The sequence below is a fragment of the Corallococcus sp. AB018 genome (assembly GCF_003986945.1).
Taxonomy (GTDB): domain Bacteria; phylum Myxococcota; class Myxococcia; order Myxococcales; family Myxococcaceae; genus Corallococcus; species Corallococcus exiguus.
In genome coordinates, this window is the sequence record NZ_RAWR01000043.1 from 1 (window position 1) to 25,744 (window position 25,744).

The window sequence follows — 25,744 nt, forward strand, 5'->3', positions numbered from 1 at the left end:
CCCCGGGCCCAATGACGCCTGCTGGTGCGGAAGTGGCTCCAAGTACAAGAAGTGCCACCGCGGCGCGGACACCGTGGAGGCCCGCCGCAAGGGCGCCGACACCCACCGCAAGGGCATCCGCCCCGGCATCGTCGGCCCCCGCCGCGTGGTGCCGCTCACCATCGGCCGGCCGGACTATGCGGACTCCGTGGCCGGCCGTCCCTCGCGCTCGCGCAACGAGCCGGACGTGAAGTCGGCGGACGTCATCGCCCGCATGCGCCGCGCCTGCCAGGCCGCCGCCCAGGTGCTGGCGGAGACCGCGCAGCACGTGCGCGTGGGCATCACCACGGACGAACTGGACGCCATCGCGCACGAGGCCTACCTCAAGCGCGGCGGCTACCCCAGCACGCTGAACTACCACAAGTTCCCCAAGTCGCTCTGCACCTCCGTCAACGAGGTCATCTGCCACGGCATCCCCGACAGCCGCGCGCTGGAGGACGGCGACATCGTCAACCTGGACATCACCATCTACCTGGATGGCGTCCACGGCGACTGCTCGGCCACGTACCTGGTGGGCAACGTGGAGCCCCAGCACCAGCGCCTGGTGCAGATCGCGAAGGAGTGCCTGGACATCGGCATCGCCGCCGTGAAGCCGGGCCGGCCCATCAGCGACATTGGCCGCGCGGTGGAGGCCCACGCCGTGAAGAACGGCACCAGCGTGGTGCGCGCCTACTGCGGCCACGGCATCGGAGAGACGTTCCACACCGCGCTCCAGGTGCCGCACTACTACGAGCCCGAAGCCGACACCGTCATGCAGCCCGGGATGATCTTCACCGTGGAGCCGATGATCAACCAGGGCCACTGGGACCACCGCACGTGGAACGACGACTGGACCGTCGTCACCGCGGACGGCCTGCGCAGCGCCCAGTTCGAGCACACCCTGCTCGTCACCGACACGGGCGCGGAGATCCTCACCGTCCCCTGAGCTTCTCCAACCCCTGAAACACCACGGGCCCCGGACGCGCTTCGCATCCGGGGCCCGCTTCATTTCCAGCCGGAGACTTCGGCCTTAAGCGCGGCGGCGGCGCAGCTTCAGCGCCAGGCCGCAGAGCATCAGCAGGCTGGTGGCGCCCAGCGGACCGGGCACCGTGCTCTGGCAGTTGCAGCCGTCGGACTCGTCCGGGTCCTGGGGGTCCTGCGGATCCGGATCCGGGTCCACAACCGCGTCGTCGGTGACGAACACGGCGGTGCTGCGCGCCGGCACCGTGAAGCCGCCCGTGGCCGCGTCGTACGCGGAGGTGCGCACCACCGGGTCCGTGGAGGCCTGAAGCACCGGGTGCAGCTTGAGCTTCAGGGACTTGTACCCGTCCGCCTTGAACGTCTGTGCGTCGTCCGTGCCGTTGAACAGCACGATGGCGCGCTTGCCCTCGGCGTTCGTGCCGTGGTCCTGCATGGCCATCACGATGAGGCCCGGAATCTGGTCCGGACCGGTGTTCTCGAAGCGCACCAGCTGCTTCACCTCGTCACCGGTGCGCAGGCGGAACAGCCGCGAGCTCTTGCGGATGGTCAGCATCTCCTCGAAGTGGTCGCGTGCCCGGACGATGTCCGCGTTCGCCGGCTTCAGCGCCGCGTCCGCCAGCATGGGCTTGAAGAGCGCCCAGCGGGCCCGGCCGTCGTCGTTGTCCTCCACGATGGGCAGCCCCACGCCCCAGTTGTTCGACTGGTAGGTCCAGTCAAGCCGGTTGAACCAGTCACCGGAGTTGTAGCTGTTGCGGTCCAGCGACTTGGAGCGCAGCAGCTCGTCGCCCGCGTGGAAGAACGGGATGCCCTGGCTCAGCGCCACCAGCGACACACCCAGGTTGTTCATCCGCACGCGCTCGGCCATGGGCAGGTCGCGCCGCGCCTTCAACTGCACCGCGTCGAACAGCGTCTCGTTGTCGTGCGCGGAGACGTAGGTGATGACCTCCTGCGGGTCCAGCGTGTAGCCGACCGGGGTCCCCTCGTTGTACTTCACCTCCGCGCCAGTGACGGACTTGCCGGTGGCGTCCACCAGCGTGTAGTCCTTCAGGTTGCCCGTCAGGCCCACGCGGATCCAATCGCCGTAGAGCAGCAGCCGGTCCTTCTGCGCCGCCTCCGTGCCCTGGTTGGAGCTGTTCGGGTCGGACAGCAGGCCGCTGATGAAGCCCTGGTCCTGGAGCCCGCTGAAGGGGCCACCGCCGCGGGCCGCGTCGCGCAGGCGGTCATTGAACGTGCCGATGCCCGTGCCCGCCATGTTGAGCTGCGTGGCGTTGGTGCCGCGCGCGTTCTTCTGCACCTCGCCGAAGTCCCAGCCCTCGCCGTAGACGTAGATGGCCTTGCCGTCCACGCCGTCCTTCTCCATGGTGAGCGCGTCCAGCGTGGCGCGCAGCTTCACCATGTTGGACTTCATGTGGTGGCCCATCAGGTCGAAGCGGAAGCCGTCCACCTTGTACGCCTTGGACCAGGTCACCACGGAGTCGATGAGCAGCTTCTCCATCATCGCGTTCTCGGACGCGGTGTTCTGGCAGCAGGTGCTCGTCTCCACGTTCCCGTCGTCGCTGAGGCGGTGGTAGTAGCCCGGGACGATGCGGTCCAACACGCTCTTGGCGTTCTGCCCGGAGGAGTTGGTGTGGTTGTAGACCACGTCCATCACCACGCGCAGGCCGTGCTGGTTGAGCGCCTGCACCATCTGCCGGAACTCCACCGTGCGCGTCGTGCCCTGCGCGTTGGTGGAGTAGCTGCCCTCCGGCACCGTGTAGTGGTACGGGTCATAGCCCCAGTTGAAGCCGTCCAGGTCCGCCACGGCCTTCACCGCCGCCTGCTGCTGGTCGGAGTCCGGCGGCAGCGACACCAGGTCGCCCGCGGGGTGCTGCTGCGCCGCGCGGTCCTCGTTGATGGTCGCGATGTCGAACACCGGCAACAGGTGCACGTGCGTCAGGCCCGCCTTCGCCAGCCGGGTCAGGTGCTTCATGCCGTCGGACTCGCGCGTGAACGCCTTGAACGTGCCGCGCTCGTTCTCCGGCACCGTCAGGTCGTTGATGCTGAAGTCGCGCGCGTGCAGCTCGTAGAGGACGATGTCCTCCGGGGCCTCCAGCACGGGCTTCGCCAGCGTGCTCCAGCCCTGCGGCGCGAGCGCGGGGTCCGAAAGGTCCACGATCTGGCTCAGCTCGCTGTTGATGGAGAGGGACACCGAGTAGGGGTCCGTGACGCGGTTGGTGACGACCTTGCCCTCCTTGCGGGCGTAGACCTCCACCTCGTAGAGGAAGTAGCGGTTCTTCCACGTCGCGTCGCCCGTCGCGCTCCAGACGCCCTTGTCGCCGGCCGTCATGGCCACGCGGGTGAAGGTGGACGTGGGGGTGCCGTCCGCGAAGAGCAGCAGGTTCACGCTCTTGGCCGTGGGGGCCCACAGGCGCAGCGTGGGGATGCCGTTCTCGAACGTCGCGCCCAGCGGCCCGTCATACGTGTCCAGGTCGTCCAGCACGCCCGCGAGCTGCGCGCTGGTGGCGTCCAGCATCACGCCCGCCGTGTTCGTCGCGGACAGGGCCACCTGGCCCTTGAGCCACGTGGCCGCGTTGGCCACGTCCGCCTCGGCGAGCTTCAGCACCGTGCGGCCCTGGAGGTTCTTGAAGCGCTCCGCCTGCGCGGGGGTGAGGCCCGCGGCGTCCACCGTCAGCGTCACCGCCGTGCCGCCCTGCACGCCGGTGCTGTTCAGCGTCATGCCGCCCGTGGGCGCCGTGTGCAGCTTGAACACCGTGCCCGCGGGCACCGCGACCTCCGGGCTCCACACCACCGTGTCGCGCGAAATCCAGTGCGCCCGCGCCAGCAGCAGGTCCCCCGCCGGAGCGTCCGCGGCGCGGATGGTCACCTTCTTGGAGGCACCCGAGTCGAAGGTGATGATCATCTCCTGGTTGTCCCTCTCCACCTCGAAGGCCGCGTTGCTGCCCGGGTAGGCGGTGCCCCAGTTTTCGTCGAGCGCGACCTTGCACTCGTAGATGCCCGCCGTCAGCCCGGTCGTGGTGAAGGTGTAGATGCCGTCGCCGTCCGGGTCCTGCATCATCGTGCGCAGGCAATCCGGCGACCAGTCACCGGGACAGCCCAGCTTCGCCTGGAGCGTGCCCGCCACCGTGGCGATGGTGCTGGAGCGGTTGCTCGTCACGTACAGCGTGTTCGCGTCGAAGTAGAACTTCACCGCGCCCGCCGTCGTCTGCGTCAGCACCACGTTCGCGCCGCCGGGGCCGCCGTGCGTCTGCGCCAGCGAACCGTCCAGCGCGACCTTGAAGTGCCAGGTGCCCACCGGCACGTTGAACGAGCCCTGCCACTTGTCGTCCGCCGCGTCGTACGTCAGCGCCGTCTGCGCGCAGGTGGGGTCGTTGTCGGAGGCGCAGCCTGCCTCGCTCTGCAGATCGCCAACGACCGTCACCGACGTGGGCGCCGCCAGCGCCGACAGCGGCACGAGCGCCGCCAGGAGCCCGCCTAACGCGAGCGCTCGCGTCATGCGGGGAACCGCGAATGGAACTCTCAGGGGAAACCTCCAAGGGGGGTGTAAATCCCCGGCACGGTACCAGCCGGTCCTGTCGGGGGTGACCCTTGGGTCGTCTTCAGGGTTTACGTGACCCCCTGGATGATCAGCGTTGGAACCCGCACATCCACCCCAGGACGTCGGATGGAAAAGGCATCCAACCGAGACGCGGTGCGGCAGGAATCGCGCGCTCCGTTGAGTCCGCCCGCGCCATGCGTCACACGGGTGTGCAGAGGAAGACATCCGGAACATGGCGCATTGCGCCATCAGCCGATTGTTCCGACGACCCTTCACCCCTTTCCAGACTGTTGGATACAGTGCCGCGCCTAGATGTCCTCCAGCCTCCCCTGCCCACAACCGAACGCTGCCTCCCACCGGGGTGGGTGGCGCCCGATGTTCCAGGGCCTTGTGGCCCTGTGTCTGGCGGGGTGCGCCACGGCCCCTCCGACGCCGACGCAGCCCGTGCCGGAGGCCGCCGCGACGCAGCCCGCCGCGCCCGCTCCGGAGGCTCCCGAGGCTCGGACGACCCCCGCCCCCGAACCCGTGAAGGAGGCTGCTCCGGCTTCCCCCCAAGCTCCGGCGACGAAGGAGCCCGCACGGCCCTGGGCGGACGAGGTGCTGTACTTCGTGGTGGTGGATCGCTTCGCGGACGGTGATCCCTCCAACAACGAGAAGGGCGACGTGAAGGCGGCGGGCACCTTCCACGGCGGCGACCTGAAGGGGCTCACCGCGAAGCTGGAGGAGCTGTCGTCGCTGGGCGTGACCGCGCTGTGGGTGACGCCGCTCTTGAAGCAGATTCCGGGCTTCGTCACCGGCTCTGGCTTCCCGGACTGGGGCTACCACGGCTACTGGGCGGACGACTTCCAGGCGTTGGATCCGCGCTTCGGCACGGAAGAGGACTTCAAGGCGCTGGTGGACGCGGCGCACGCTCGCGGCATCCGCGTGCTGCTGGACGTCGTCTACAACCACCCGGGCTACAACTCGCGCTACCTGAAGGACCACCCGGACTGGCTGCGCTCGGAAGACAAGGGCACCTGCGGCTCGGATGACCTGACGTCGTGCGTGGCGGGCCTGCCGGACTTCAAGACCGAACGTCCGGAGGTGGCGAAGTACCTGCTGGACGCGCAGATCGACTGGGCGAAGCGCTCCGGCGTGGACGGCTTCCGGTTGGACACCGTGAAGCACGTGTCCCACGACTTCTGGAAGGAACACCGCCGCCGTACGCGCGCGGAGATCTCCCCGGACTTCTTCCTGCTGGGCGAGCTGTGGGGCGGCGACGTGGAGGGGCTGGCGCCGTACTTCACTCCGGATGAGATGGACGCCGGGTTCGACTTCGCCTTCCAGGGCAACGCGCTGGGCTTCGTGCAGGGCCGTGGCCGCGCGGTGGCGTTCGACCGCTACCTCCAGTCTCGCGCGAAGGTGACGCCGGGCCACCACCTGTCGCACTTCCTGTCGTCGCACGACGTGGACGGGGCGCTGCACCAGCTGCAGGGCAACGTGCCCCTCTTCCGCCTGGCCGCCACGCTGCAGCTCACCACGAGCGGCATCCCCGTCATCTACTACGGCGAGGAAGTGGGCCGCGCGGGCGGTGACTGGCCGCAGAACCGCGGCGACATGCCGTGGGGCAAGCAGGCGGTGAAGCCCGGCGCGGGAAAGAAGCGCGACGAGGCATTGCGCGACTATTACAAGCGCCTCATCGCCATCCGCCGCGCGCACCCGGCCCTGTCGCGGGGCACGCACTCGCCGCTCTCCACGGAAGGCGACGTGTATGTCTTCCAGCGGCGCGACGAAGCGTCCGGCGACACGGTGGTGGTGGCGGTGAACCGCGCCAAGACGAAGGGCGCGGTGTCGGTGCCGTGGCCGGAAGCGTGGACGGGCGTCGGCGAGGTGGAGGATCTGCTGAACGGAGGGCGGACGAAGGCTGGCGCCACGCTGGACCTGGCGCTTCCGCCGCTGTCCGCGCGCATCCTCGGACGCGTGCCGTGAGGCACCCGGCGGTGCATGCGCAGAACCTGACCCGGACGTGCTGTTGTCACCGGCGCGAGCGGGGCTCTTGCTGGAGGGCCTGATGGCCGGCGTGTCGTTCAAGGACGTGGCGAAGCGTTACGGAGACGTGTCGGTCATCGAGGGGCTCAACCTCGATATCCGCGACCATGAGTTCATGGTCCTCGTGGGGCCGTCCGGTTGCGGCAAGTCCACGGCGCTCCGGATGATCGCCGGCCTGGAGGAGATTTCCGGAGGCACCATCTCCATCGGTGAGCGCGCGGTGAACACGCTGCCGCCGAAGGACCGGGACGTCTCCATGGTGTTCCAGAACTACGCGCTCTATCCGCACATGTCCGTGCGGCAGAACCTGGAGTTCGGCCTCAAGATCCGCAAGACGCCCAAGCCGGAGATGGACAAGCTGGTGGACGAGGCGGCGGAAATCCTCGGCATCACGCACCTCTTGGACCGCAAGCCCAAGGCGCTGTCCGGCGGCCAGCGTCAGCGCGTGGCCCTGGGGCGCGCCATCGTGCGCAAGCCGGCGGTGTTCCTCTTCGACGAGCCGCTCTCCAACCTGGACGCGAAGCTGCGCGTGCAGATGCGCTCGGAGATCAAGAAGCTCCAGCACCGGCTCCAGGTCACGTCCGTCTACGTCACGCACGATCAGATCGAAGCGATGACCATGGGCCACCGCATCGCGGTGATGAAGGACGGCAAGCTCCAGCAGCTGGGCACCCCGCTGGAGGTCTACGAGAAGCCGGTCAACGTGTTCGTGGCGCAGTTCATCGGCACGCCGCCCATCAACATGCTCACCGCCACGCTGGACGCGGACGGCGCGTCGTTCACCGGTGACGGCTTCAAGCTGCCGGTGCCGCAGAAGCTGCGCGCGGCCACGGCGGGCAAGGGCGGCCGCAAGGTGAAGGTGGGCCTGCGCCCGGACAACGTCCTGCCCGCGGGGAACGTCGCGCGCGGCGAGTCCGCGCCCGCGGAGGCGCGCGTGGAGCTGGTGGAGCCGCTGGGCAACGAGCTCATCGTGCACGCCCGCCTGGGAGACAACCCGCTGGTCTTCCGCCTGCCGCCCCAGGCGACTCCGGAGCCTGGCGCCGCTCTTCCCGTGACGGTGGAGCTGGAGTCCCTGCATCTCTTCGACGCTGAATCCGAGCTGCGGCTTTCCGTTTGATATCCCGGAGGATTTTCTCAATGACGCACCTGCGAACGTTGCTCGCGGCCCTCTGTCTGTGCGCAGTCGGCCTGTTGCCCGTCCCGTCCTTCGCCGCCACGGAGCTGGTGCTCTGGCACGCCTACCGCGCGGAGGAGAAGGCCGCGCTGGAGAAGGTGGTCGCCGAGTACAACAAGGCGAACGAAGGCAAGGTCAAGGTCACCACGCTGGCGGTGCCGTACGACGCCTACGCGGACAAGATCTCCGCCACCGTGCCGCGCGGCAAGGGCCCGGACCTCTTCATCTTCGCGCAGGACCGCCTGGGCGGCTGGATTGAAGCGGGCAACACGGTGGAGCCCATCGACTTCTTCCTGGATGACGCGACGAAGAAGCGCTTCATCCCCACGACGATGGAGGCGATGACCTACCGCGGGACGGCGTACGGCCTGCCGCTGAACTACAAGGTCATCACGCTCATCTACAACAAGAAGCTGGTCCCCACGCCGCCCAAGACGTCCGGCGAGATGGTGACGATGGCCAAGAAGCTCACCGACGCGAAGGCGGGCCGCTTCGGGCTCGCGTACGCGTACAACGACTTCTACTACCACGCGGCGGTGATGAACGGCTTCGGCGGCGGCGTGTTCGACGCGAAGAACGCCCCCACGATGAACTCGCCCGCCAACGTGAAGTCGGTGGAGCAGGTCCTCAAGTGGAAGAACAAGGACGGCATCCTCCCCGCGGAGCCCTCCAGCGCGCTCATCACCTCGCTCTTCAACGAGGGCAAGGCCGCGATGGTGTTCTCCGGCCCGTGGTTCCTGGGCGAGGTCTCCAAGGACGTGGAGTACGGCCTGGCCCGGCTGCCCACGCTGGATGAGAACAAGGGCACGCCGCTGAAGCCCTGGATGACGGTGGAGGGCGTGTACGTGGCCGCCCCGTCGAAGAACAAGGAAGCGGCCTACGACTTCGCGAAGTTCCTCACCGACGCGGGCCCGGGCAAGACGCTGGCCCTGGAGGGCCGCCAGAGCCCCGCGAACCAGGCCGTGTACCAGGACGCGAAGGTGGCGGCGGATCCGCTGCTCAAGGCGATGAAGGACCAGGTGGACGTGGCGGTGCCCATGCCCAACCTGCCGGAGATGTCGATGGTCTGGACCCCGGCCACCAGCGCGATGAACACCGTGTTCAAGAACACCGCCACCCCCAAGGCGGCGTTGGACTCGGCCCAGAAGAGCGTGGCGAAGGACGTCGCCGGCCTGCGCAAGAAGTAAGTGAGGAGCTGAAGTGAGCCAGAACGTCCCCCAGCAGCCCCCTTCCGCGGCCGGTGCCCCCACGCCGGTCTCCACCGCCCCGAGCAGTTCCGTGAAGGACCCTTCGACTCCGGGGCCTTCCGGCCGTGCGGGCGGCTACCGGGGGCGCGTGCTGGTGGGGCTCGCCCTGGCGCTGGGCGTGTCCCTGTTCCTGGCGCACGGCCTGCTCGCGCGCGCCAACCAGGAGCGCGCGGCGGAGCGCGAGCAGCGCACGGCCACCGTGTCCCTGCTGGGGCTGGCGGACCTGGTGCAGCGCGCGGGCGGCACCGGCGACGGCGTGAAGGCCGTGGTGGCGGGCTGGCCGGGCGTGCCGGGAAGCTCCGTGCGCGTCATCGCCTTCAGCGGCATCAAGCTGGAGGCGTCCACCTTCCCGGATGACACCGGGGACAAGGCGGCGCCGCGCCGGCTGTCTCGCGAGGAGAAGCCGCTGTACGACCGCGGCCAGCGTCTGCGCGCCGCGGTGGAGACGAACCGCGAGGAGGGCAGCGCGCGCAAGGCGGAGGTGGAGTCGGAGCTGCTCGACAACGGCGCGAGCCGGCTGCTCTCCGCGCCCGTGGAGGTGGACGGGCAGGTGGTGGGCTCCGTGGAGTCCCTCACCCCGGCGGTGGTGAAGGGTGAAACGCCTTCGTGGACGCCGGTGCTGCTGGCGTTCCTGCTGCCGCTGGCGGCGTGCGCGGCGGCGGTGTTCGCGCTGTCGCGCCAGGGCGTGCGCGTGGCGGTGGCGGCGGCGCTGTTCCTGGCGGGCCTGGGTGGCTACACCGTCTATTCGCTGCGCGCGCTGGACGCGGAGCTGCGGCAGACGGAGGACGCGGTCAGCGCGGAGCTGCGCACGCGCGGCGAGAAGGCCCAGGCGCTCATCACCGCGAACACTCTCAACGCGGAGCCCGCGCTGAAGCCCGGCGCGTGGGACGCGGACGCCATGCGCCGCCCGTTGGGCAAGCTGACGGAGTCTGGAGCGCCGGATGAGGCCAAGCTCTCGGCGGCGGGCGCGCAGGTGCGCGGCAACGCGAGCAAGGCGCTGGGCGCGCTGGGCGTGGTGGGGCTGGCGGTGCTGCTGTTCATTGGCCTGGGCGCGCTGCACCGCGCGGTGGCCACGGCGGTGGAGCACCGGCAGGCCTACGCATACATCCTGCCCGCCATGGTGGGCATGGTGGTGCTGGTGTTCTTCCCCTTCGCCTACGGCATCACGCTGTCGTTCACGGACGCCAACCTCTACAACAGCAGCCAGCCGCTGTCTGAGTTGTGGGTGGGCTTCCGCAACTACGTGGACATCCTGGGCGACTTCAGCTTCGCGAAGACGGCGGCGGACGGCTCGCTGGTCTTCAACTACCTGAACTTCTACTACACGCTCCTGTTCACCATCGTGTGGACGGTGACGAACGTGACCATCGGCGTGACGGTGGGCCTGCTGCTCGCGCTGGCGCTCAACGTGCCGAATCTGAGGATGCGGCCGGTGTACCGCGTGCTGCTCATCCTGCCGTGGGCCATGCCCAACTACATCACCGCGCTCATCTGGAAGGGCATGTTCCACCAGCAGTTCGGCGTGGTGAACCACGTCATCCGGATGTTCGGTGGGGACGGCCTGGCGTGGTTCGACTCGCCGCTCACGTCGTTCTTCACGGCGCTGGCCACCAACGGATGGTTGTCCTTCCCGTTCATGATGGTGGTGTCGCTGGGCGCGCTCCAGTCCATCCCGGGTGAGCTCTACGAAGCGGCGCGCGTGGACGGCGCCAACCGGTGGCAGCAGTTCACCGCCATCACGCTGCCCGCGCTGAAGCCCGCGCTGGTGCCCGCGGTCATCCTGTCGGTGGTGTGGACCTTCAACATGTTCAACATCATCTTCCTGGTGACGGGCGGTGACCCGGGCGGCTCCACCGAAATCCTGGTCACCCAGGCGTACAAGTTCGCCTTCGAGCGCTACCGCCACGGCTACGCGGCGGCGTACTCCACCGTCATCTTCGGCATCCTGCTGCTCTACAGCATGGTGCAGAACCGCATGAGCCGCGCCACGGAGGCCGCGTAACCCATGGCGCTCTTCTCTGAACGTCGCGAAGGCATCTCCCACCTGCCGCTGCACGTGGTGCTGGTGACCTTCACCCTCTTCACCATCTACCCCATCCTCTGGGTGGTGAGCCTGGCCTTCTCCGGCAAGCAGAGCCTGGCCATCGCCACGCTGCCGGAGAACCCCACCTTCTGGGACCGGCTGCGCGCGGTGACGCCGTGGCCGGAGACCTTCAGCGTCTCCAACTTCGCGTCGGTGATGGCGGATCAGCCGTTCGCCAGGTGGATGCTCAACAGCGCCATCGTGGCCATTGGCACCACGGTGCTGGGCGTCTTCATGGCGTGCACGGCGGCGTATGCCTTCAGCCGCTTCAAGTTCCCCGGCCAGCGGGCGGGCATGATGGCGTTCCTCGTGTCCCAGATGTTCCCGGGCACGCTGATGCTCATTCCGCTCTACATCATCCTGGTGCAGTGGCTGGGCCTGGGCAGCAGCCGGCTGGGCCTCATCATCGTGTACGCCACCACGTCCATCCCGTTCAGCGTGTGGATGCTCAAGGGCTACTTCGACACCATCCCCAAGGACCTGGAGGAGGCGGCGCTGATGGACGGTGCGTCTCCGGGGCGCATCTTCTGGAGCATCATCCTGCCGCTGGCGAAGCCCGCGGTGGCGGTGACGGCGCTGTTCAGCTTCATGACGGCGTGGAACGAGTTCATCCTCGCGGCGACGTTCATGGACCAGGAAGCCATGTACACGGCGCCGGTGGGCCTGCGCTTCTTCGTGGGCGGCTTCAGCCAGCAGTGGGGCTACTTCGCGGCCGGCTCCATCATCGTGTCCGTGCCCGTCGTCTTCCTCTTCCTCTTCCTGCAGAAGTACCTCGTCTCCGGGCTCACCGCCGGTGGCGTGAAGGGTTAGTCCCGCGGTCTTTCTTCGCAGTCCTTTCGTCTGTCGTTGCAAGGAGCAAGCACCCCCATGATCAACCCCCGCATCGCAGTCCTCACCCTGGCCGCTTCCCTGTCCGCGGCGCCGGCCCTGGCCGACAAGGTGCAGTTCAAGGATCCCACCGGCGACGACAAGGGCCCGGGCAAGTACACCTACCCGACGGACCCCGTGTACAAGCCGGGCTCGTTCGACCTGACCGGCTTCAAGCTGGACCAGGGCGGCAACAAGACGGACGTGGAGATCCAGCTGAAGGCGTCGCTGGAGAACCCCTGGAAGATGGCGGACGGCTTCTCCGTGCAGGAGGTCTTCATCTTCATCGACACGGACCACAAGGTCGGCAGCGGCTTCACGGACAGCCCCCCGGGCCTGAACGTCTCCTTCGCGCCGGAAGACGCGTGGGACAAGGTCATCATCATCTCGCCGCAGGGCTCGTCGCGCGTGCGCGCGGAGGCCAACAACAAGGCCGGCGCGATGAAGGGCGCCGTCGTGGTGCCCACCAAGGTGCGCGCCTCCGGCAACAAGATCACCGCCACGGTCATGAACTCCGACCTGGGCGCCGGTAACCCCTCCACGTGGGGCTACCAGGTCGTGATGCAGTCCAACGAGGGCTTCCCCGCGGACAACGACCTGCTCACCCGCCGCGTCAACGAGTACGAGGGCCAGCACCGCTTCGGCGGCGGCTCCGACTTCAACTGCGATCCGCACGTGATTGACGTGCTCGCGGGCCAGGGCAAGGGCGACAGCTCTGAAATCAAGGCGCAGTACGAAATGCTCGCGTACGAGTGCGCGGGTGACGGTTCCGCGACGAAGAAGGCCACGCTGAAGATGGTCTCCGGCGAGAAGCGCCCGGCGGCGCAGGGTGTCGCGGCGGCGGCTCCGGCCCCGGCTCCCGAGGCGGCGCCCGCGGCTCCGGCCCCGGCTCCGGCGCCCACGCCGGCCGCTCCGGCTGGAACGACGGTCGCTCCGGCGCCGACGACGGCCACGCCGACGAAGTAGCCGGCGGCGGACTGTTCAAAACAGTCCGTTTCAAGGTTTGATGCAACACGGGGAGGGCTGCCGCGGAGGTCCCGCGGCGGCCCGGGAGAGGGGATGACCCCCCTCTGGTTCAAAAGCTTTCGAGAAGGGTTTTCCGGACATCATGAAGAATCGCAAGAACGTGGTGCGGGGAGCGTGTGCGCTCACCGTGGCGGCCGGCCTCATTCCTGGGGCGGCCATGGCGCAGGACAGCGGCCCCAAGCTCACCATTGGTGGCACGACCTATACGAAGTACCTCTGGGGCACGCAGCGCGACCAGGGCGCGCTGTACAACTTCACCACGGTGCCCGGTGAAGGCTACGGCGACAACGGCATCGGCACGGAGCTGGAGCTCCTGCTGAACGCGAAGATCTCTCCGCAGGTGGAGGTCAACGGCCGCATCCACAGCCGCTTCAACCAGAACTTCTGGACGAACTTCGGCGGCTTCGGTGGCCGGAACCCGCCGACGCCGGACTGCACCGCGGGCGACTGCGGCGAGTTCGACCCGCGCTCCAACCAGTACATCAAGCTGCGTGGCATGTCCGTGACGCTGCGTCCGGGCTACCTCATCGACTCGGCGCTCATCGGCGCGACGGACCTGGGCCAGTTCGACCCGTTCGTCATCGGCCGCGTCCGTTACATCGACCGCGACAACGCGGCGGCCATCCTGCTGCAGGGCTCCAACTTCGACCGGAAGCTCACGTGGGACGCGGCGCGCATCTCGCTGCCCCGCCTCTGGGCCGGCCCGAACTTCAGCACGGGCGCCTTCCACGCGCGTGACGCGGCGTACGGCTTCCAGGCGAAGGTCACCCCGAACGAGCTCTTCGACGTGGGCGGCATCTTCCAGTACGCGAACGACCAGGAGATCAACCCGGAGGACACCAACCTGGACGACGGCCGTGACCTGACGCCGCGCTACCGCAACGGCGTGGGCGGTCTGAAGGCGGCCCTGCACATGGGCTCGTGGCTGGACGTGCGCGGCGCCGCGTACACGTCGTACTCCAACGCGGACCCGGTGCTGTCGCCGAAGAGCTTCGGCGTGGGCGGCTACAGCCCGGTGCTGGCCGGCCATCACACCGACCAGACGTACATGCTGAATGCGTCCCTCAACGACCCGCTGGACGTGGGCCTGTCGCTGAACCTGCAGCTGTTCAGCATTGGCGCGGAGTACATGGCGGTCATGGCCAGCCGCCGCGAGGCGGACGTGCTCCTCACGGAGGGCCACGACGGCAGCTTCGCGTTCCCCGGCCCGTCCAACGCGTCCTACGGCATCTACAAGGGCAACCCCACCCGCATCGGCTACGGCGGCTGGACGAGCGAGGCCCAGCAGGTCGCCACGCTCAACGTGGACAACGACTTCACGGACTTCGACGAGCCCATGGCGGAGACGGCCATCGGTTGGAAGGGCGTGACGGCGAACCCGGTCTATGCGAACGGCGCGCTGGAGGTGGGTGGCGAGTACTCGTTCATCACCTACAACACCAACTGGCAGGCGTACGGCAACGCGGACCGGGCGCTGGGCGACAGCCAGTTCCCCGGCACGGAGCTGGACTCTGGCGTGGGCCACAACTTCCGCACGGCCTACCAGCCCTTCCAGGACAAGAAGACGCACCTGGTCGCGCTGCGCGCCAAGTACGTGGTCGACGTGCTGAAGGGCATCGATGTGTTCGGCAAGTTCAAGTACATCCACGAGACGGACAAGCGCCTGAACGACCCGCGCTTCCTGCCGTACGCGTCCGGCTCGTGCGTGGGCGGCGGCGTGGCGTGCGACAACTCGCTCCGCCAAGAGTACAGCCCGGGCAACAGCACCGCCGACCTCTACCGCAACCCGGACGTCATCACGAACAGCCAGGGTGACACGGGCTACGAGTTCAAGCCGTTCGACAACATCGCGGACGACGACCGCCTGCTGGACTACACGACGTTCACGGCCGGCGCGGGCTACCAGTTCACGGACGACCTGTACGTGTCCGCCAGCTACTCCAAGTTCTTCGCGGATCTGCTGGACGGCAACACGGCGTTCCAGGCGTACAACAACCACGAGATGGCGTCCGGCAAGCACAACAAGAACCAGGTGCTGGTGAAGGCGCGCTACATCCTGTCTGGCGTGGAGTTCGGCCTGGAGGGCCAGTACGCGTTCGGCTCGTTCCGCCCGGACTTTGGCGACGGCTTCGTGGTGCAGTACGCGGACGACACCATCGCGGCCGACCACAACGTGGCGGTGGGTTCGCGCGGTTTCGTCAACCGCAACAAGGGCTGGAACAGCCTGGAAGAGCGCAACTTCGAGCAGATGCGCGTCAAGGCGTTCATGAAGGCGCAGTTCTAGTCACCGCGCGCTCCGCTTCGGGCGGGGCACGAGGTTGACGAGAGAGCGAGCCCGGGGCGCCTGTGAAGGCACTCCGGGCTCCTTGCGTTTGGGGCACCGCGCGGTACACCTGACGGGCGTTTCCTCCGTTTGAGGTGCTCTTCCATGTTCGTGTGCTCTCGCGTGTCCGCGCTCCTGCTCGCCTCCTCCCTGGCCGCGTGTTCCGGCGGCAAGACGCGCGAGGACGCGCTGCTGTTCCGGCTGACGGATCCAGTGGGGGATGACCACGGCGACGGCGAGCTGCTGTATCCGCGCCGGACGGACCTGGGGCGCGGCGATTTGGACGTGGTGTCGGTGGCGGCGTTCGCGGACGACGAGGCGACCCGGTTCGAGGTGACGTTCGCGCACCCCATCGCGAAGCCCTCGCGCGCGCAGGCGGTGGACCTGGAGGGCGCGACGGTCGCGGAGCGGGCCCGGCACGGCTTCTACACGTTCAACGTGGACCTGTACGTGGACCAGGACCGGGTGCCCGGCTCCGGGCGCACGGACACGCTGCCGGGGCGTGGGCTCACGCTGGCGGAGGACTCAGGGTGGGAGAAGGCGGTGGTGCTGACGCCGCGTCCCTATGAGGCGCGTGAGGCACTGCGCAAGACCTGGCGGCAGGCGGCGCTGGATGCGTACGAGAAGAAGTCCGGAGGGATTGGCGGCAAGGTGGAGGCGGAGCTGAACGCGGCCACGGAGCAGGAACTGGAGGCGCGGGTGTTCTTCCCCACCCTCATCCAGGTGAGCGGGCGCACGGTGGTGTTCCGGGTGCCGGACCGCTTCCTGGGCGGACATGCGAGCGCGGACTGGGGCTACGGCGTGGCGGTGACGGGCGCGACCATCGAGCGGCGCGTGGCGCTGGGCGGGATGTTTGGTGGGGACACGAACGCGAACCCGCGGCTGATGGCGATGGGCATCGTGCCCGGGGAGCCGCCGTCGGGTGACCGCTTCGGTGGTGGGCGCAAGGGAGACCCCTCGCAGTCTCCGGTGGTGGACCTGCTGGTGGCGCAGGGGACGACGCAGGAGGAGGTGCTGGGAGCTTCGAGGCCGGCGTGGAGCGCGGTGGTGCCGTCGGGGAAGGCCGTGGCTCCGGCGACGGCGGGCATGGTGGAGGACGCCGGTGTGACGGTGGACGCGCCGGATGCGGGAGCCATGGCCGAGGACGCCGGGGTCGTGGGTCCTTCGTCGCCCGCCCCGTGACGGCCGGTTCTCGCGCTGTGCGCGGGAGGTCCTGGTTGCGGTGAGTCCGCGCGGCCGAGGATGGGTGCTTTGGAGGCATCCATGTCTTCGTGCCGGAGCTGGGCGGTCGTGGTGCTGCTGGTGCTGCTGGGCACGGGGTGTTCAGCGACGCGTGGCGTCCGGCTGAAGACGGGGCAGGGTGCCCCGGTCGTCCATGTGCCTCGGGCGGATGTCGAGCCCGTGGAGTTGGACGGGGATGTGTTCACGGAGGCGGTGCGGACGCTGGCGGAGGATGCGCCGGTGTCCCCGCGTCATCGTGAGGATGCGTATCGGCTGTTCGCGGGGACGTTCTCCTCGAAGTCCTATGCGCATGTGCGCGGGCGATTGGGGCTGGTCTCCGTGGAGGAGACTCCTCGTGCCCGGCTGCTGGTGGAGGATGACGGCCGGGAGCTGGCGAGCGCTTATGGGCGGTGGTGCCAGCGCAAGCAGACACCGGGGGACTGTCTTCAGTTGCTGGAAGGCAGCCGCACGCTGGATGAGGATGGGCGGCGTTCGCTGGCGTTCGCCATCGCGTTGGACTCGGTGTGGGAGGAGACGTCGGAAGCGCTGGTGGGGATGACGGACCCGCGGGCGGTGCTCACGACCATTGTCGCGACCGGAACGGTCTACCTGGCGCTTTGGTTGATGCCCGAGCCCGTGTCGAAGGGCATCGCGGCGACGATGACGGTAGTGCTCATCGCCTACCTGGGCATCGACACGGTGTGGAACCTCATCCAGGGATGGCTCGAGTTGTCCGAGCAGGCGCGTGTCGCTCGGACGTTCGATGAGCTTCGCGACGCGGGGGAGGAGTACGGGGAGGTGATGGGGAAGAACGCAGCGCGGGCGTTCGTGATGCTGGCGCTGGCGGCGGTGGGCAGCACGGCGGAGACGTTCGCGGCGAAGGTCGCCACGCTCCCGGGCTCAGGGCAGGCCTCGCTGGTGGCCGCGGAGATGGGTGGCTTCCGGCTGGGTGCGGCGGCGCAGGTGGAGTCCGCTGCCGTGTCCTCCGAGGGCGTTGTCACCCTGGTGCTGGCGCCGAACGCGGTGGCCATGTCTGCTCGGGATGAGAAGAGTCCCGTCGCGAGTGGCGCGGATGCGGGCGGACATGAGCACCACATCGCTTCCAACAAGTGGTGGAGTGCCACGAACCGGGGTGGCCCGTGGTCTCCCCAGTTCCAGAAGATCTTCGACAAGGCCGGGATGTCGCTTGATGATCCCGCGAACAAGGTTCGCGTCCCGGGACACAGAGGCCCGCATCCAGAGGCATACCACCAGTGGGTATTGAGGTCCCTTTCCCGAGCAACGAACCAGTGCCGCAGCATGGCGCAATGCAGGGCTCTGCTGACCGATGAGTTGAGACGTCTTGCCAGTCAAATCACCAGAAAAGAAAGCATCATGAATCGGTGGGTGACTGGCCTTGAGTGATGCGGGAAGCCCGTGAGGACCATGGAATACTTCGACCTTTATGCGGATGTCGCGGAAGGATTCTGGTGCCTGGGGCATCCGCTCGACCTCCAAGGGCGCGAGCTCGACGATCCCTGGCAGTTCACGGGTGGAGAACCCGCGCACTTCAAGGACCCGATTCGGCTTCCGTTGGACCTGGAGGGGGAATCCCGTGACTACTCACATGCGGCGTTCGGTACTCCGGTCATCAACGCGAAGCTCGCGGCTCTTTTTCAGGAGTTGGCTCCGAACGACGTGGAATTGATCCCCGTCAAGGTCGACTCCCACGCAGGGCCGTACTTCATCCTCAATGCCCTCCGCACCATTCCGTGCGTCGATACCGAGGCTGCCGAAGAGGCCTACTTCTGGACCGAAGAGGATGGGATTCCGGAGAAGGTCGGCACCCTCAGGTCCATCTACGGCATGCGCATTGACCCGTCGAAGGTGGGCGATGCGAAGGTATTCCGCCCCTCGGAATGGGATGTCTCCCTTATCGTCTCCGAGGACATCAAGGACGCGATGGAGCGCGCGGGCATCACGGGCGCGAAGTTCGAAGCAGTCACAGGGCCGACGACCTTCGACCCTGTTCGGCGCGCGGAGACGAAGAGGCGCGGCGAATTGTGGGATCAGGCTCGCTACGCTCGCGCATCCGTGTGGCGCGGGCTCGGCACCATGTCGGACGACTTCTACATTCCTCCGGTCGTTGGCGGCCCATGGCCCGGCGAACGGCAGTGGTGGACGGCCATGCGACGCCCTGACGGCGGCATTCTCATCGTCACAGACGGCTTGTCCGATCCGTTCAACGACATCCTGGACCGGCCCACGGCTGGCTTTGGACTGGAGCTCGCCATCGAGACGCCGGAGCCGCTCGGGGAGGTGTGGAAGAGCTGGCCTGCGCATCTCCTCGAACGTGTCGCCTACGAGGTCGCTGAGTTCGAGAAGCTCCGTGTCTCCCTGGCCAACGGCACGCTGTCCATGGAGGTCGACGGCGTGGGCATGCCCGAAACCCTCCTCACTCCCGAGGGTCGTGTGGCCGTGCTCATCGGCATGGAGACGGATTCGCTGCCCTCTCGCTTCACGCTTCCCGGGGGCGAGGTCCGGCTCCTCACCGTGAAGGTGCTGATGCCCGCGGAGCTGAAATGGCTGCTCCGCCAGGGCAAGGGCGCGGCGGCGGAGCTCATCCGCCGCTTCAAGGCCGCGGGAGAAACCCATTTCTCCCGCTCGTGGCGTCAGCCTGTCGTCAGCTAGCGCAGCCGCCAGATGCCCGTGGAGCGCGCCGGGATGCTGGCCTTCCATGCTCCCGTGCCTCCCGAGAGCTGCGTCACTCCGGGGTCCACGAACAGTGGCTCCGCTGTCGTGGCCTCCACGTCGAACGGTCCCACCGACTCCTGCGAGGTGGAGAAGTTGTGGACCACCAGCACCTGCTCGTCGTCCAGCGTCCTCACGAACGCGAGCGTGCGCGACAGCCCCGTCGTCGCCGTGAACAGCCGCAGGCCTCCGTTGCGCAGCGCCTCCGAACCCTGGCGCGCGTGGATGAGCGAGCGATAGCGCGACAACAGCGACCCCGGGTTGCTCCGCTGCGCCTCCACGTTCGCCGTCTCCCTTCCGCTGGAGAACGCGTACCAGGGCGAGCCCGTCGTGAAGCCCGCGCCCGCCGCGCCGCTCCAGGGCATCGGCGTGCGCTTGGACTCGTCGTTGTTGGCGTTGCCGTTCCCCAGGCCCACCTCTTCGCCGTAGTAGAGGAACGGCGCTCCCGGCAGCGTCAGCAGCACCGCCGCCGCCAGCCCCAGCTTCGCCCCGTCGTTGGCGAACTGAGTCGCCAGCCGCACCTGGTCGTGGTTGGTGAGGAAGGGCGCGTCCGCCACGCCGGCCGGATAGTTGTTCTTCATCTCCAACAGCTTCGCCGCCACGCCTCCGCCGTTGCCCGCGTTGATGCCTTCAAGCACCCTCGCGGACATGGGGAAGTTGAAGTTGAGCGGCAGCTCGTCCCCGCCCGGCACTGTCGCCGTGGAGCCGTAGTACTTCCCCACCGACGGCGTCTCGCTCCAGGCCTCGCCCACCAGCACCGCATCCGGCTTCACCGAACGCACGTGCGCGGAGAACTCCTTCCAGAACGCGTGCGTCTCCGGCGTGTCCGCCTGCCCCGCGCCGCCGCCCGTCTCGATGAGGTAGCGCGCGGCATCCAGCCGGAAGCCGTCCACGCCGCGCTGGAGCCACAGCGTCGCCAGGCGCTTCACCTCTTCGCGCACCGCGGGCGTCTGCAGGTTCAGGTCCGGCATGCCGCCCCAGAAGGCGCCGTAGTACCAACCGCTGTCCTGCCGGTGCCACGTGCTGGTCTGCGAGTAGATGTCCCAGGGCTGCTTCCAGCCCGGGTCGCTCGCTCGCCACTGATACCAATCGCGCTTCGCCGACTGTGCCGAGGACGACGAGTCCACGAACCACGGATGCGTCGAACCGGTGTGGTTGATGACGAAGTCGAGGATGACGCGCATGCCCCGGCGGTGCGCCTCGTCACACAGCCGCTGCAGGTCCTCCAGCGAGCCGTACGCCGTCTGGATGCGCTCGTAATCCGTCACGTCGTAGCCGTGGTAGCTGGGCGATGCGAACACCGGCATCAACCACAGCGCGTCCACGCCCAGGTCGTCCGTCGTCGCCGGGTTGCCGTCGTTCAGGTAGTCCAGCCGCGAGATGAGTCCCGGCAGGTCTCCCACTCCGTCTCCGTTGGAGTCCTGGAAGCTGCGGACGAACACCTCGTAGAACACCGCGCCCCGGTACCACGCGTCTCCCGCGGGCGCGGCGAGCGTGATGCTTCCAGGCGCGGAGGGAGTCGGCCCGGGCGTAGGCGAGGAACCGGCGCAGGCCGACAGCAGGGCCGCGCTGCAGAGGGAGAGTCCGCGGAGGGGTCGCATGGCTTCTTCCTCTAACAGCGAACGTTCCACGCGGGCCAGCGCACCGCCTGGATGAAGCGCGCTCACCCGGACGGTAGGCTTGTGGCCAACATGTCTCACCCTGCTCGCCGCCTTCATTCCCTGCATATCCGGCAGGGGCACCCGGACTTCCTCGACCTTCCTTGGGAGCTGCCGCTGGAGGCGTGGACGGAGCGTTCACCACGCGTGGTGGAGGTGCCGCGCGGTCTGTCCCGGCACGTGGTGGTGTTCGTCAGCTACGGCGCCACCATCTACGCCTTCAAGGAGACGCCCGCGCGCGTGGCGCAGCGCGAGTACGACCTGCTGCGCGGCCTGGAGGAGCGCCGGTTGCCATCGGTGTGCCCCGTGGGGCTGGCGGTCCAGACGGAGGAGGGGCTGGAGGTCTCGCCCGGGGACAGGCCTGGACTGCTGATCACCCAGTACCTCGCGTCGTCGCTGCCGTACCGCGCGCTGTTCATGCAACAGGGATTGGAGCGCTACCGGTCGCGGCTCCTGGACGCGATGGCGGGCCTGCTGGTGCGGCTGCACCTGGGCGGGTTCTTCTGGGGCGACTGCTCGCTGTCCAACGTGCTCTTCCGCCGCGACGCGGGCGAGCTGCAGGCATACGCGGTGGACGCGGAGACGTCCGAATTGCACGAGCAGCTCTCCGCCGGCCAGCGGGAGATGGACCTCCAGATCATGGAGGAGAACATCGCTGGCGGCCTGGCGGACCTGGCCGCTCGCGTGGAGCTGGCGGAGGAGTTGCCCCAGGAGCTGGAGGCGTGGCAGGAGACGGCCGCGAGCATCCGCCAGCGCTACGAGCGGCTGTGGGCCGAAATCAACCGCGAGCTCATTCTCCAACCGCACGAGAGCTACCGCATCCACGAGCGGATCCGCACGCTCAACGACCTGGGCTTCTCCGTGGGCGAGGTGGAGCTGCTGGCGAGCGGGCAGGGCAGCCAGCTGCGCATGCGCACCATCGTCACGGACCGCGAGTACCACCGGCACCAGCTGCACTCGCTCACCGGCATCGTCGCCGAGGAGCGCCAGGCGAGCCTGCTGCTCAACGAGATGCAGGAGATGAAGGCCACGCTCACTCGCAAGATGGACCGCAGCGTGCCCCTGAGCGTGGCCGCGTTCCGCTGGCTGGACGAGCGCTACCACCCCACGCTGTCACGCCTCCAGAAGGACCTGGGCCGCGCGGCCGACACCGCGGAGCTCTACTGCCAGGTGCTGGAGCACAAGTGGTTCCTGTCCGAGCGCGCGAAGCGCGACGTGGGCCTGGACGCCGCCGTGCAGGACTACGTGACGCTTACCCTCAAGCAGCCCGGCATCGCGCCGCTCCTGGAGGACGCGTCACGGGACTCCGAGGACCTGTAACCCCTCGGGTCACAGGACGGACTGGGGCTGTGACTCCCAATGCCACACATTCGGTGTGGGGACCGGGCTCCTGCACGGAGAATCATTGGCATAGCGGGTGAATACGGGCGCTGGCCGTCTTTCTGGGATTTCCCCCGGAACCTGTCAGGAGCCCCCCCATGCGTCTGTTCCGCCGTCTTGCCCACTCCGGTCTTGCCACCTTGTTCGCCCTGGCCCTTCCGCTCGCGCAGGCCCAGGCGGAGGACTGTGTCCAGTTCTCCGGGATGAAGCACTGTGCCGTGGGCGCCGCGAAGCTGGTGGTGGACGGCAAGGAGCTGCTCGTCCAGTCCGCTGACACGTCTGGCAAGGACGGCGTGGCCGTGGACACCGCGCAGGCCAAGGGCTGGAGCGCGGGGCTGGCCCACGAGCCCTCCGGCGAGGCCCGGGAGACGACCGTCAAGACGGTCATCTCGGACGGCAAGGTGGTCGCCGCCTCCGTCGTCACGGACACGTCTGAAGGGCAGGAGTTCGCGGCGAGCTTCGTGGACGCGAACGGCAAGCCGACCACCTACTCGGCGATGGTGTTCCGCGAGGGCCAGCTCGTGGCCTCCGTGAGCGGAATTTCCAGCGGCTCCGTGGGGGCCAGGTCCATCGCGGGATTCGGCAAGAAGACCTGCACCACCCTGACCTACAAGGCGTGCATGAAGCTGTGTGTGGGCGGACCCATCGACTGCGCCTACTGCAGGGTCCCGTGCATCGGCAGCGTGCACCAGGAGGAATGGGTGCTCAGCAACGGCAAGTATCCCTACCTCGACTTCTCGTTCCAGTCGCCCTTTGGCGCCTTCTCCGTGGGTGACACCGCCAAGGCGGCTCCGCGGATCGTCGTGGGGGATCAGCTGGTGCTGATCTCCGACGCGCCGAGTGAGGGCGCCCAGGGCATCGACCAGGTGCTCGTGCAGAGCACGGCGAAGACGGTGTCGCTCTCCAACGAGACCGTGTCCCGGTAACCCGCTGTCCCGGATGTCCTCCCGCCATGCGTCCGGCGGGAGGGCGTCAGCGGCAGACGCGGATGGGCGGCTCGATGAGGAACGGCTCGGTGGCGTTCGGGTCGTCCGGGTCGAACGCGGGCGACATGGGCCCCGCTCCGGTGGGCTTCCACTTGCGCGGCACGCGCTCCAGGCCCACGGGGTAGATGGTCAGCGCCCCGTCCTTGCCAATGCGCATGCGCAGGAAGTTCTTGAAGTCCGGCAGCGCGAGCGACCCGAAGGCCTCGTTGGAGTGCGCGCCGAAGAAGTTCACGCTCAGCCAGAGGTACAGGCCGGTGATGAACGGGCCCACGAGGAAGCCGCCCACGAAGGTGAACGCGCAGGAGAAGAAGAACTTGCCCGCCAGGTGCAGCCAGCCGTCCGCGCAGTGCGCGCCATCCGGTGACAACACCGGACACACGCCCAGCTGGCTCACCGTGAAGTACGTGGCTCCCCAGGCGATGAAGAACGCCGCCACGATGTGCGCCACGCCGTGCAGGCCGCCCATGAGCGCGCGCCATTTCCCCAGCGCCGCGTCCGCCAGCCCCGCGAGTCCTCCCATCGTCACCATCCCGAGGATGAGCGTCCACGGCCGGTTGACCATGCTGTTGGCCACCGCCGTCACCACCTCCGGCAGACGGGAGATGCCCAGCGAGCCCACCTCCGCGTAGGCCGCCAGCGCGAGCAGCAGGTACCACAGGCCGGTGATGAGCCCGAACAGCGGGCTGTAGCGGATGAGGAACAGGTTCTTGCGCGCGAGCTTCCGGGACGTGTCCTCGGTCGGGAAGCTCTTGCGCAGCGTGGAGCCATCTCGCAGCACGGGCGCCGCCGGCGCGTGCGTGGGGTGCATGAAGGCGCCGCCTCCGCCCGCGGTGATGCGGTGCTGGCCGGTTTCGTCCTCGTGCCGGCGGTAGTGGTGCAGGTCGCCCGCGAGGAACACGGCGATGCGCCGCCCGAGCACCTTCTCCTCCAGGTACTCCAGGTTGTTCTCCAGGTAGCTGCCCTTGTGGCGCCGGGCCGCGGCCGCCAGCACCCACGCGGGCTCCGCGTTGCAGAGGATGACGCGGTCGTCGGGGCCCATCTGCTCCGCGACGTGGCGGAAGTACTCCACCTGGGGCACGTCGATGTCGCTGTTGAGCTGCACGTCCGTGCCGATGAGCCACCAGTTCTTCGGCAGCTTCAGCGCGAAGTAGCTGCGGCTCTGCCGCGTGCGGCGTCCGGCCAGCCACCGCTGCGCGCAGAACAGCCGCATGAAGGCGGACAGGCCGTCGTACCAGTCGTGGTTGCCCGGGATGACGAACAGGTCCGGGTGGGGCGCCTGTGAGCGGCGCATGGCGGCCTCGTAGGGCTGCACCGTGCGCTCCTCGTACGTCTCGCGGCTGGCGCCGGGGTAGACCTCGTCCCCGCCGAACACCAGCACGCGGCCTCGGGGCGTGATGTGCGCGGTCTTGCCGTCCTCTTCTGGGAGCCGCAGCTCCGGCAGCGCCAGCAGGCGCGCCACCGCGTAGGTGGAGTCCCAGCCGTCGCCGATGTCGGAGACGTAGTCGAGCCAGAAGTCGCCGTCCGCGCCGGACTCCTCCGAATAGTCGAAGTAGGGCTGCTGCGGCCGCACCACCGCTTCGATGAGCCGGTGGTCCGCGCGCGCGCCGAACACCGTGGCCACCACCGCGTCCAGGCCCGTGCGCAGCACCTGCCCGGGGTGCAGCCAGCGCACCATGTCCGCGTGCTTCTGGGGCCGGGTGGCGGTGGCGGTGCCCCGCTCGCGCACCAGGTGCGGCGGGGGCGTGGGGCCCGGCTCTTCCCAGGGCTCGGGCGGGTCGTAGCGGCTGTCCTCCTCGGGCCGCGTGGGCTCACCGGCCATCGCGAGGACCCGGGACGGCGGAGGAAGGGGACGGGGCGGCGGGCGGCGCCAGCGTGGACCGGAGAGCCATGGACCCCTGGCTTAGCATGCCTGTACGGGACTCCTGGAGGGCAGGCAGGCGTGGTTTCCGTTCCCTGGCGGGATGGTCCCTGCGACCCTGGGGGCCATGTCGAGCGCCGCCCTGAAGGACTTCCCCGTCGTCGTGCCCTTCCCCGTGCACTGGAGCGAGATGGACGCGTACGGGCACGTCAACAACGCCCGCACGTTCACCTGGTTCGAGTCCGCGCGCATCGCGTACATGGCTCGCGTTGGATTGGTGGGGCCGTCCGCCGCGGGCGCGGACACGACGACCGCGGACGGGGTGGGGCCCATCCTGGCGAACACGCACGCGGACTACCTCAAGCCGGTGGTGTTCCCGGTGAACCTGGTGGCGGGCGCGCGCGTCACGCGCGTGGGCAATTCCTCCATCACCTTCGAGCACGTGGTGGCGGGCGCGGACGACGGGGTGCTCTACACGCGCGGCGGTTCCATCGTCGTGACGCTGCGCTACGCCACGCATGAGAAGGTCCCGGTTCCTCCCGGGGTGCGGGCGGCCATCGAGAAGCTGGAGGGACGGTTGGACTGAGCGTGCGGAGGGGCGGTCGTCGGGCCCGTCCCCGAGTCCAACA

General features: G+C 68.5%; 17 protein-coding genes. 14 read left to right on the top strand and 3 right to left on the bottom strand.

Annotated features, from left to right (window positions below):
• The coding region (map, locus tag D7Y11_RS11710; RefSeq protein WP_126933734.1) for a type I methionyl aminopeptidase at window positions 1-964 on the top strand (964 nt) is incomplete at its 5' end.
• Between the two features lie 84 nt (window positions 965-1,048).
• Here map and pulA read toward each other — a convergent pair.
• The gene (gene pulA, locus D7Y11_RS11715; protein WP_126933735.1) at window positions 1,049-4,492 is read right to left on the bottom strand and encodes a pullulanase-type alpha-1,6-glucosidase; all 3,444 of its coding nucleotides are present in this window, start codon (window positions 4,490-4,492) and stop codon (window positions 1,049-1,051) included.
• Window positions 4,493-4,909: 417 nt separating this feature from the next.
• Between pulA and D7Y11_RS11720 the strand changes: the two genes are divergently transcribed.
• From D7Y11_RS11720 to D7Y11_RS11765, 10 genes are all read left to right on the top strand, one after another.
• Window positions 4,910-6,502 carry an alpha-amylase family glycosyl hydrolase gene (locus tag D7Y11_RS11720; RefSeq protein ID WP_126933736.1) on the top strand — a complete coding sequence of 531 codons (1,593 nt, stop codon included), beginning with the start codon at window positions 4,910-4,912 and terminating at the stop codon, window positions 6,500-6,502.
• Window positions 6,503-6,584: 82 nt separating this feature from the next.
• Window positions 6,585-7,679: an ABC transporter ATP-binding protein gene (locus tag D7Y11_RS11725; RefSeq protein ID WP_126933737.1), complete on the top strand. Its 1,095-nt coding sequence runs from the start codon at window positions 6,585-6,587 to the stop codon at window positions 7,677-7,679.
• Window positions 7,680-7,699: 20 nt separating this feature from the next.
• The gene (locus tag D7Y11_RS11730) at window positions 7,700-8,923 is read left to right on the top strand and encodes an extracellular solute-binding protein (protein WP_120578587.1); all 1,224 of its coding nucleotides are present in this window, start codon (window positions 7,700-7,702) and stop codon (window positions 8,921-8,923) included.
• 13 nt (window positions 8,924-8,936) lie between these two features.
• On the top strand, window positions 8,937-10,985 hold the full coding sequence (locus D7Y11_RS11735; RefSeq protein WP_126933738.1) for a carbohydrate ABC transporter permease: 2,049 nt from the start codon (window positions 8,937-8,939) through the stop codon (window positions 10,983-10,985).
• Between the two features lie 3 nt (window positions 10,986-10,988).
• Window positions 10,989-11,876, top strand: a complete 888-nt coding sequence (locus tag D7Y11_RS11740) for a sugar ABC transporter permease (protein WP_120578589.1) — start codon at window positions 10,989-10,991, stop codon at window positions 11,874-11,876.
• Between the two features lie 57 nt (window positions 11,877-11,933).
• Window positions 11,934-12,899, top strand: coding sequence for a glucodextranase DOMON-like domain-containing protein (locus D7Y11_RS11745; RefSeq protein ID WP_120578590.1), 966 nt, complete (start codon window positions 11,934-11,936; stop codon window positions 12,897-12,899).
• 142 nt (window positions 12,900-13,041) lie between these two features.
• The gene (locus D7Y11_RS11750) at window positions 13,042-15,243 is read left to right on the top strand and encodes a hypothetical protein (protein WP_120578591.1); all 2,202 of its coding nucleotides are present in this window, start codon (window positions 13,042-13,044) and stop codon (window positions 15,241-15,243) included.
• A 144-nt stretch (window positions 15,244-15,387) separates the two neighbouring features.
• Window positions 15,388-16,464: a glucodextranase DOMON-like domain-containing protein gene (locus D7Y11_RS11755; RefSeq protein ID WP_126933739.1), complete on the top strand. Its 1,077-nt coding sequence runs from the start codon at window positions 15,388-15,390 to the stop codon at window positions 16,462-16,464.
• A gap of 81 nt (window positions 16,465-16,545) precedes the next feature.
• Complete coding sequence (locus D7Y11_RS11760; protein WP_126933740.1) at window positions 16,546-17,907, top strand: AHH domain-containing protein; 1,362 nt, start codon at window positions 16,546-16,548, stop codon at window positions 17,905-17,907.
• Between the two features lie 21 nt (window positions 17,908-17,928).
• Window positions 17,929-19,173 (top strand): DUF1629 domain-containing protein, encoded by a 1,245-nt coding sequence (locus D7Y11_RS11765; protein WP_120578594.1) that lies wholly within the window; start codon window positions 17,929-17,931, stop codon window positions 19,171-19,173.
• Here the strand turns inward: D7Y11_RS11765 and D7Y11_RS11770 are convergent.
• A complete protein-coding gene (locus D7Y11_RS11770) occupies window positions 19,170-20,834 on the bottom strand; it encodes an alpha-amylase family glycosyl hydrolase (protein ID WP_126933741.1) in 1,665 nt (554 codons plus the stop codon). The genes D7Y11_RS11765 and D7Y11_RS11770 overlap by 4 nt on opposite strands.
• A gap of 90 nt (window positions 20,835-20,924) precedes the next feature.
• On the opposite strand from D7Y11_RS11770, the gene D7Y11_RS11775 reads away from it, so the two are divergent.
• Both D7Y11_RS11775 and D7Y11_RS11780 read left to right on the top strand, forming a co-directional pair.
• Entirely contained in the window at window positions 20,925-22,211 is a 1,287-nt protein-coding gene (locus D7Y11_RS11775; protein WP_120578597.1) for a DUF4032 domain-containing protein, read from the top strand.
• 158 nt (window positions 22,212-22,369) lie between these two features.
• The gene (locus D7Y11_RS11780; protein WP_120578596.1) at window positions 22,370-23,197 is read left to right on the top strand and encodes a hypothetical protein; all 828 of its coding nucleotides are present in this window, start codon (window positions 22,370-22,372) and stop codon (window positions 23,195-23,197) included.
• A 46-nt stretch (window positions 23,198-23,243) separates the two neighbouring features.
• Here D7Y11_RS11780 and D7Y11_RS11785 read toward each other — a convergent pair whose 3' ends face one another.
• Window positions 23,244-24,932 carry a metallophosphoesterase gene (locus D7Y11_RS11785; RefSeq protein WP_121754903.1) on the bottom strand — a complete coding sequence of 563 codons (1,689 nt, stop codon included), beginning with the start codon at window positions 24,930-24,932 and terminating at the stop codon, window positions 23,244-23,246.
• A 310-nt stretch (window positions 24,933-25,242) separates the two neighbouring features.
• On the opposite strand from D7Y11_RS11785, the gene D7Y11_RS11790 reads away from it, so the two are divergent.
• A complete protein-coding gene (locus D7Y11_RS11790) occupies window positions 25,243-25,701 on the top strand; it encodes a thioesterase family protein (protein WP_120578994.1) in 459 nt (152 codons plus the stop codon).
• Window positions 25,702-25,744 lie beyond the last annotated feature (43 nt).

Excerpts from the sequence above, each read along its gene's own strand:
- pulA (WP_126933735.1), bottom strand. The coding sequence starts at position 4,492 with ATGACGCGAGCGCTCGCGTTAGGCGGGCTCCTGGCGGCGCTCGTGCCG.
- D7Y11_RS11720 (WP_126933736.1), top strand. The coding sequence starts at position 4,910 with ATGTTCCAGGGCCTTGTGGCCCTGTGTCTGGCGGGGTGCGCCACGGCC.
- D7Y11_RS11725 (WP_126933737.1), top strand. The coding sequence starts at position 6,585 with ATGGCCGGCGTGTCGTTCAAGGACGTGGCGAAGCGTTACGGAGACGTG.
- D7Y11_RS11730 (WP_120578587.1), top strand. The coding sequence starts at position 7,700 with ATGACGCACCTGCGAACGTTGCTCGCGGCCCTCTGTCTGTGCGCAGTC.
- D7Y11_RS11740 (WP_120578589.1), top strand. The coding sequence starts at position 10,989 with ATGGCGCTCTTCTCTGAACGTCGCGAAGGCATCTCCCACCTGCCGCTG.
- D7Y11_RS11745 (WP_120578590.1), top strand. The coding sequence starts at position 11,934 with ATGATCAACCCCCGCATCGCAGTCCTCACCCTGGCCGCTTCCCTGTCC.
- D7Y11_RS11750 (WP_120578591.1), top strand. The coding sequence starts at position 13,042 with ATGAAGAATCGCAAGAACGTGGTGCGGGGAGCGTGTGCGCTCACCGTG.
- D7Y11_RS11755 (WP_126933739.1), top strand. The coding sequence starts at position 15,388 with ATGTTCGTGTGCTCTCGCGTGTCCGCGCTCCTGCTCGCCTCCTCCCTG.
- D7Y11_RS11760 (WP_126933740.1), top strand. The coding sequence starts at position 16,546 with ATGTCTTCGTGCCGGAGCTGGGCGGTCGTGGTGCTGCTGGTGCTGCTG.
- D7Y11_RS11765 (WP_120578594.1), top strand. The coding sequence starts at position 17,929 with ATGGAATACTTCGACCTTTATGCGGATGTCGCGGAAGGATTCTGGTGC.
- D7Y11_RS11770 (WP_126933741.1), bottom strand. The coding sequence starts at position 20,834 with ATGCGACCCCTCCGCGGACTCTCCCTCTGCAGCGCGGCCCTGCTGTCG.
- D7Y11_RS11775 (WP_120578597.1), top strand. The coding sequence starts at position 20,925 with ATGTCTCACCCTGCTCGCCGCCTTCATTCCCTGCATATCCGGCAGGGG.
- D7Y11_RS11780 (WP_120578596.1), top strand. The coding sequence starts at position 22,370 with ATGCGTCTGTTCCGCCGTCTTGCCCACTCCGGTCTTGCCACCTTGTTC.
- D7Y11_RS11785 (WP_121754903.1), bottom strand. The coding sequence starts at position 24,932 with ATGGTGCGCTGGCTGCACCCCGGGCAGGTGCTGCGCACGGGCCTGGAC.
- D7Y11_RS11790 (WP_120578994.1), top strand. The coding sequence starts at position 25,243 with ATGTCGAGCGCCGCCCTGAAGGACTTCCCCGTCGTCGTGCCCTTCCCC.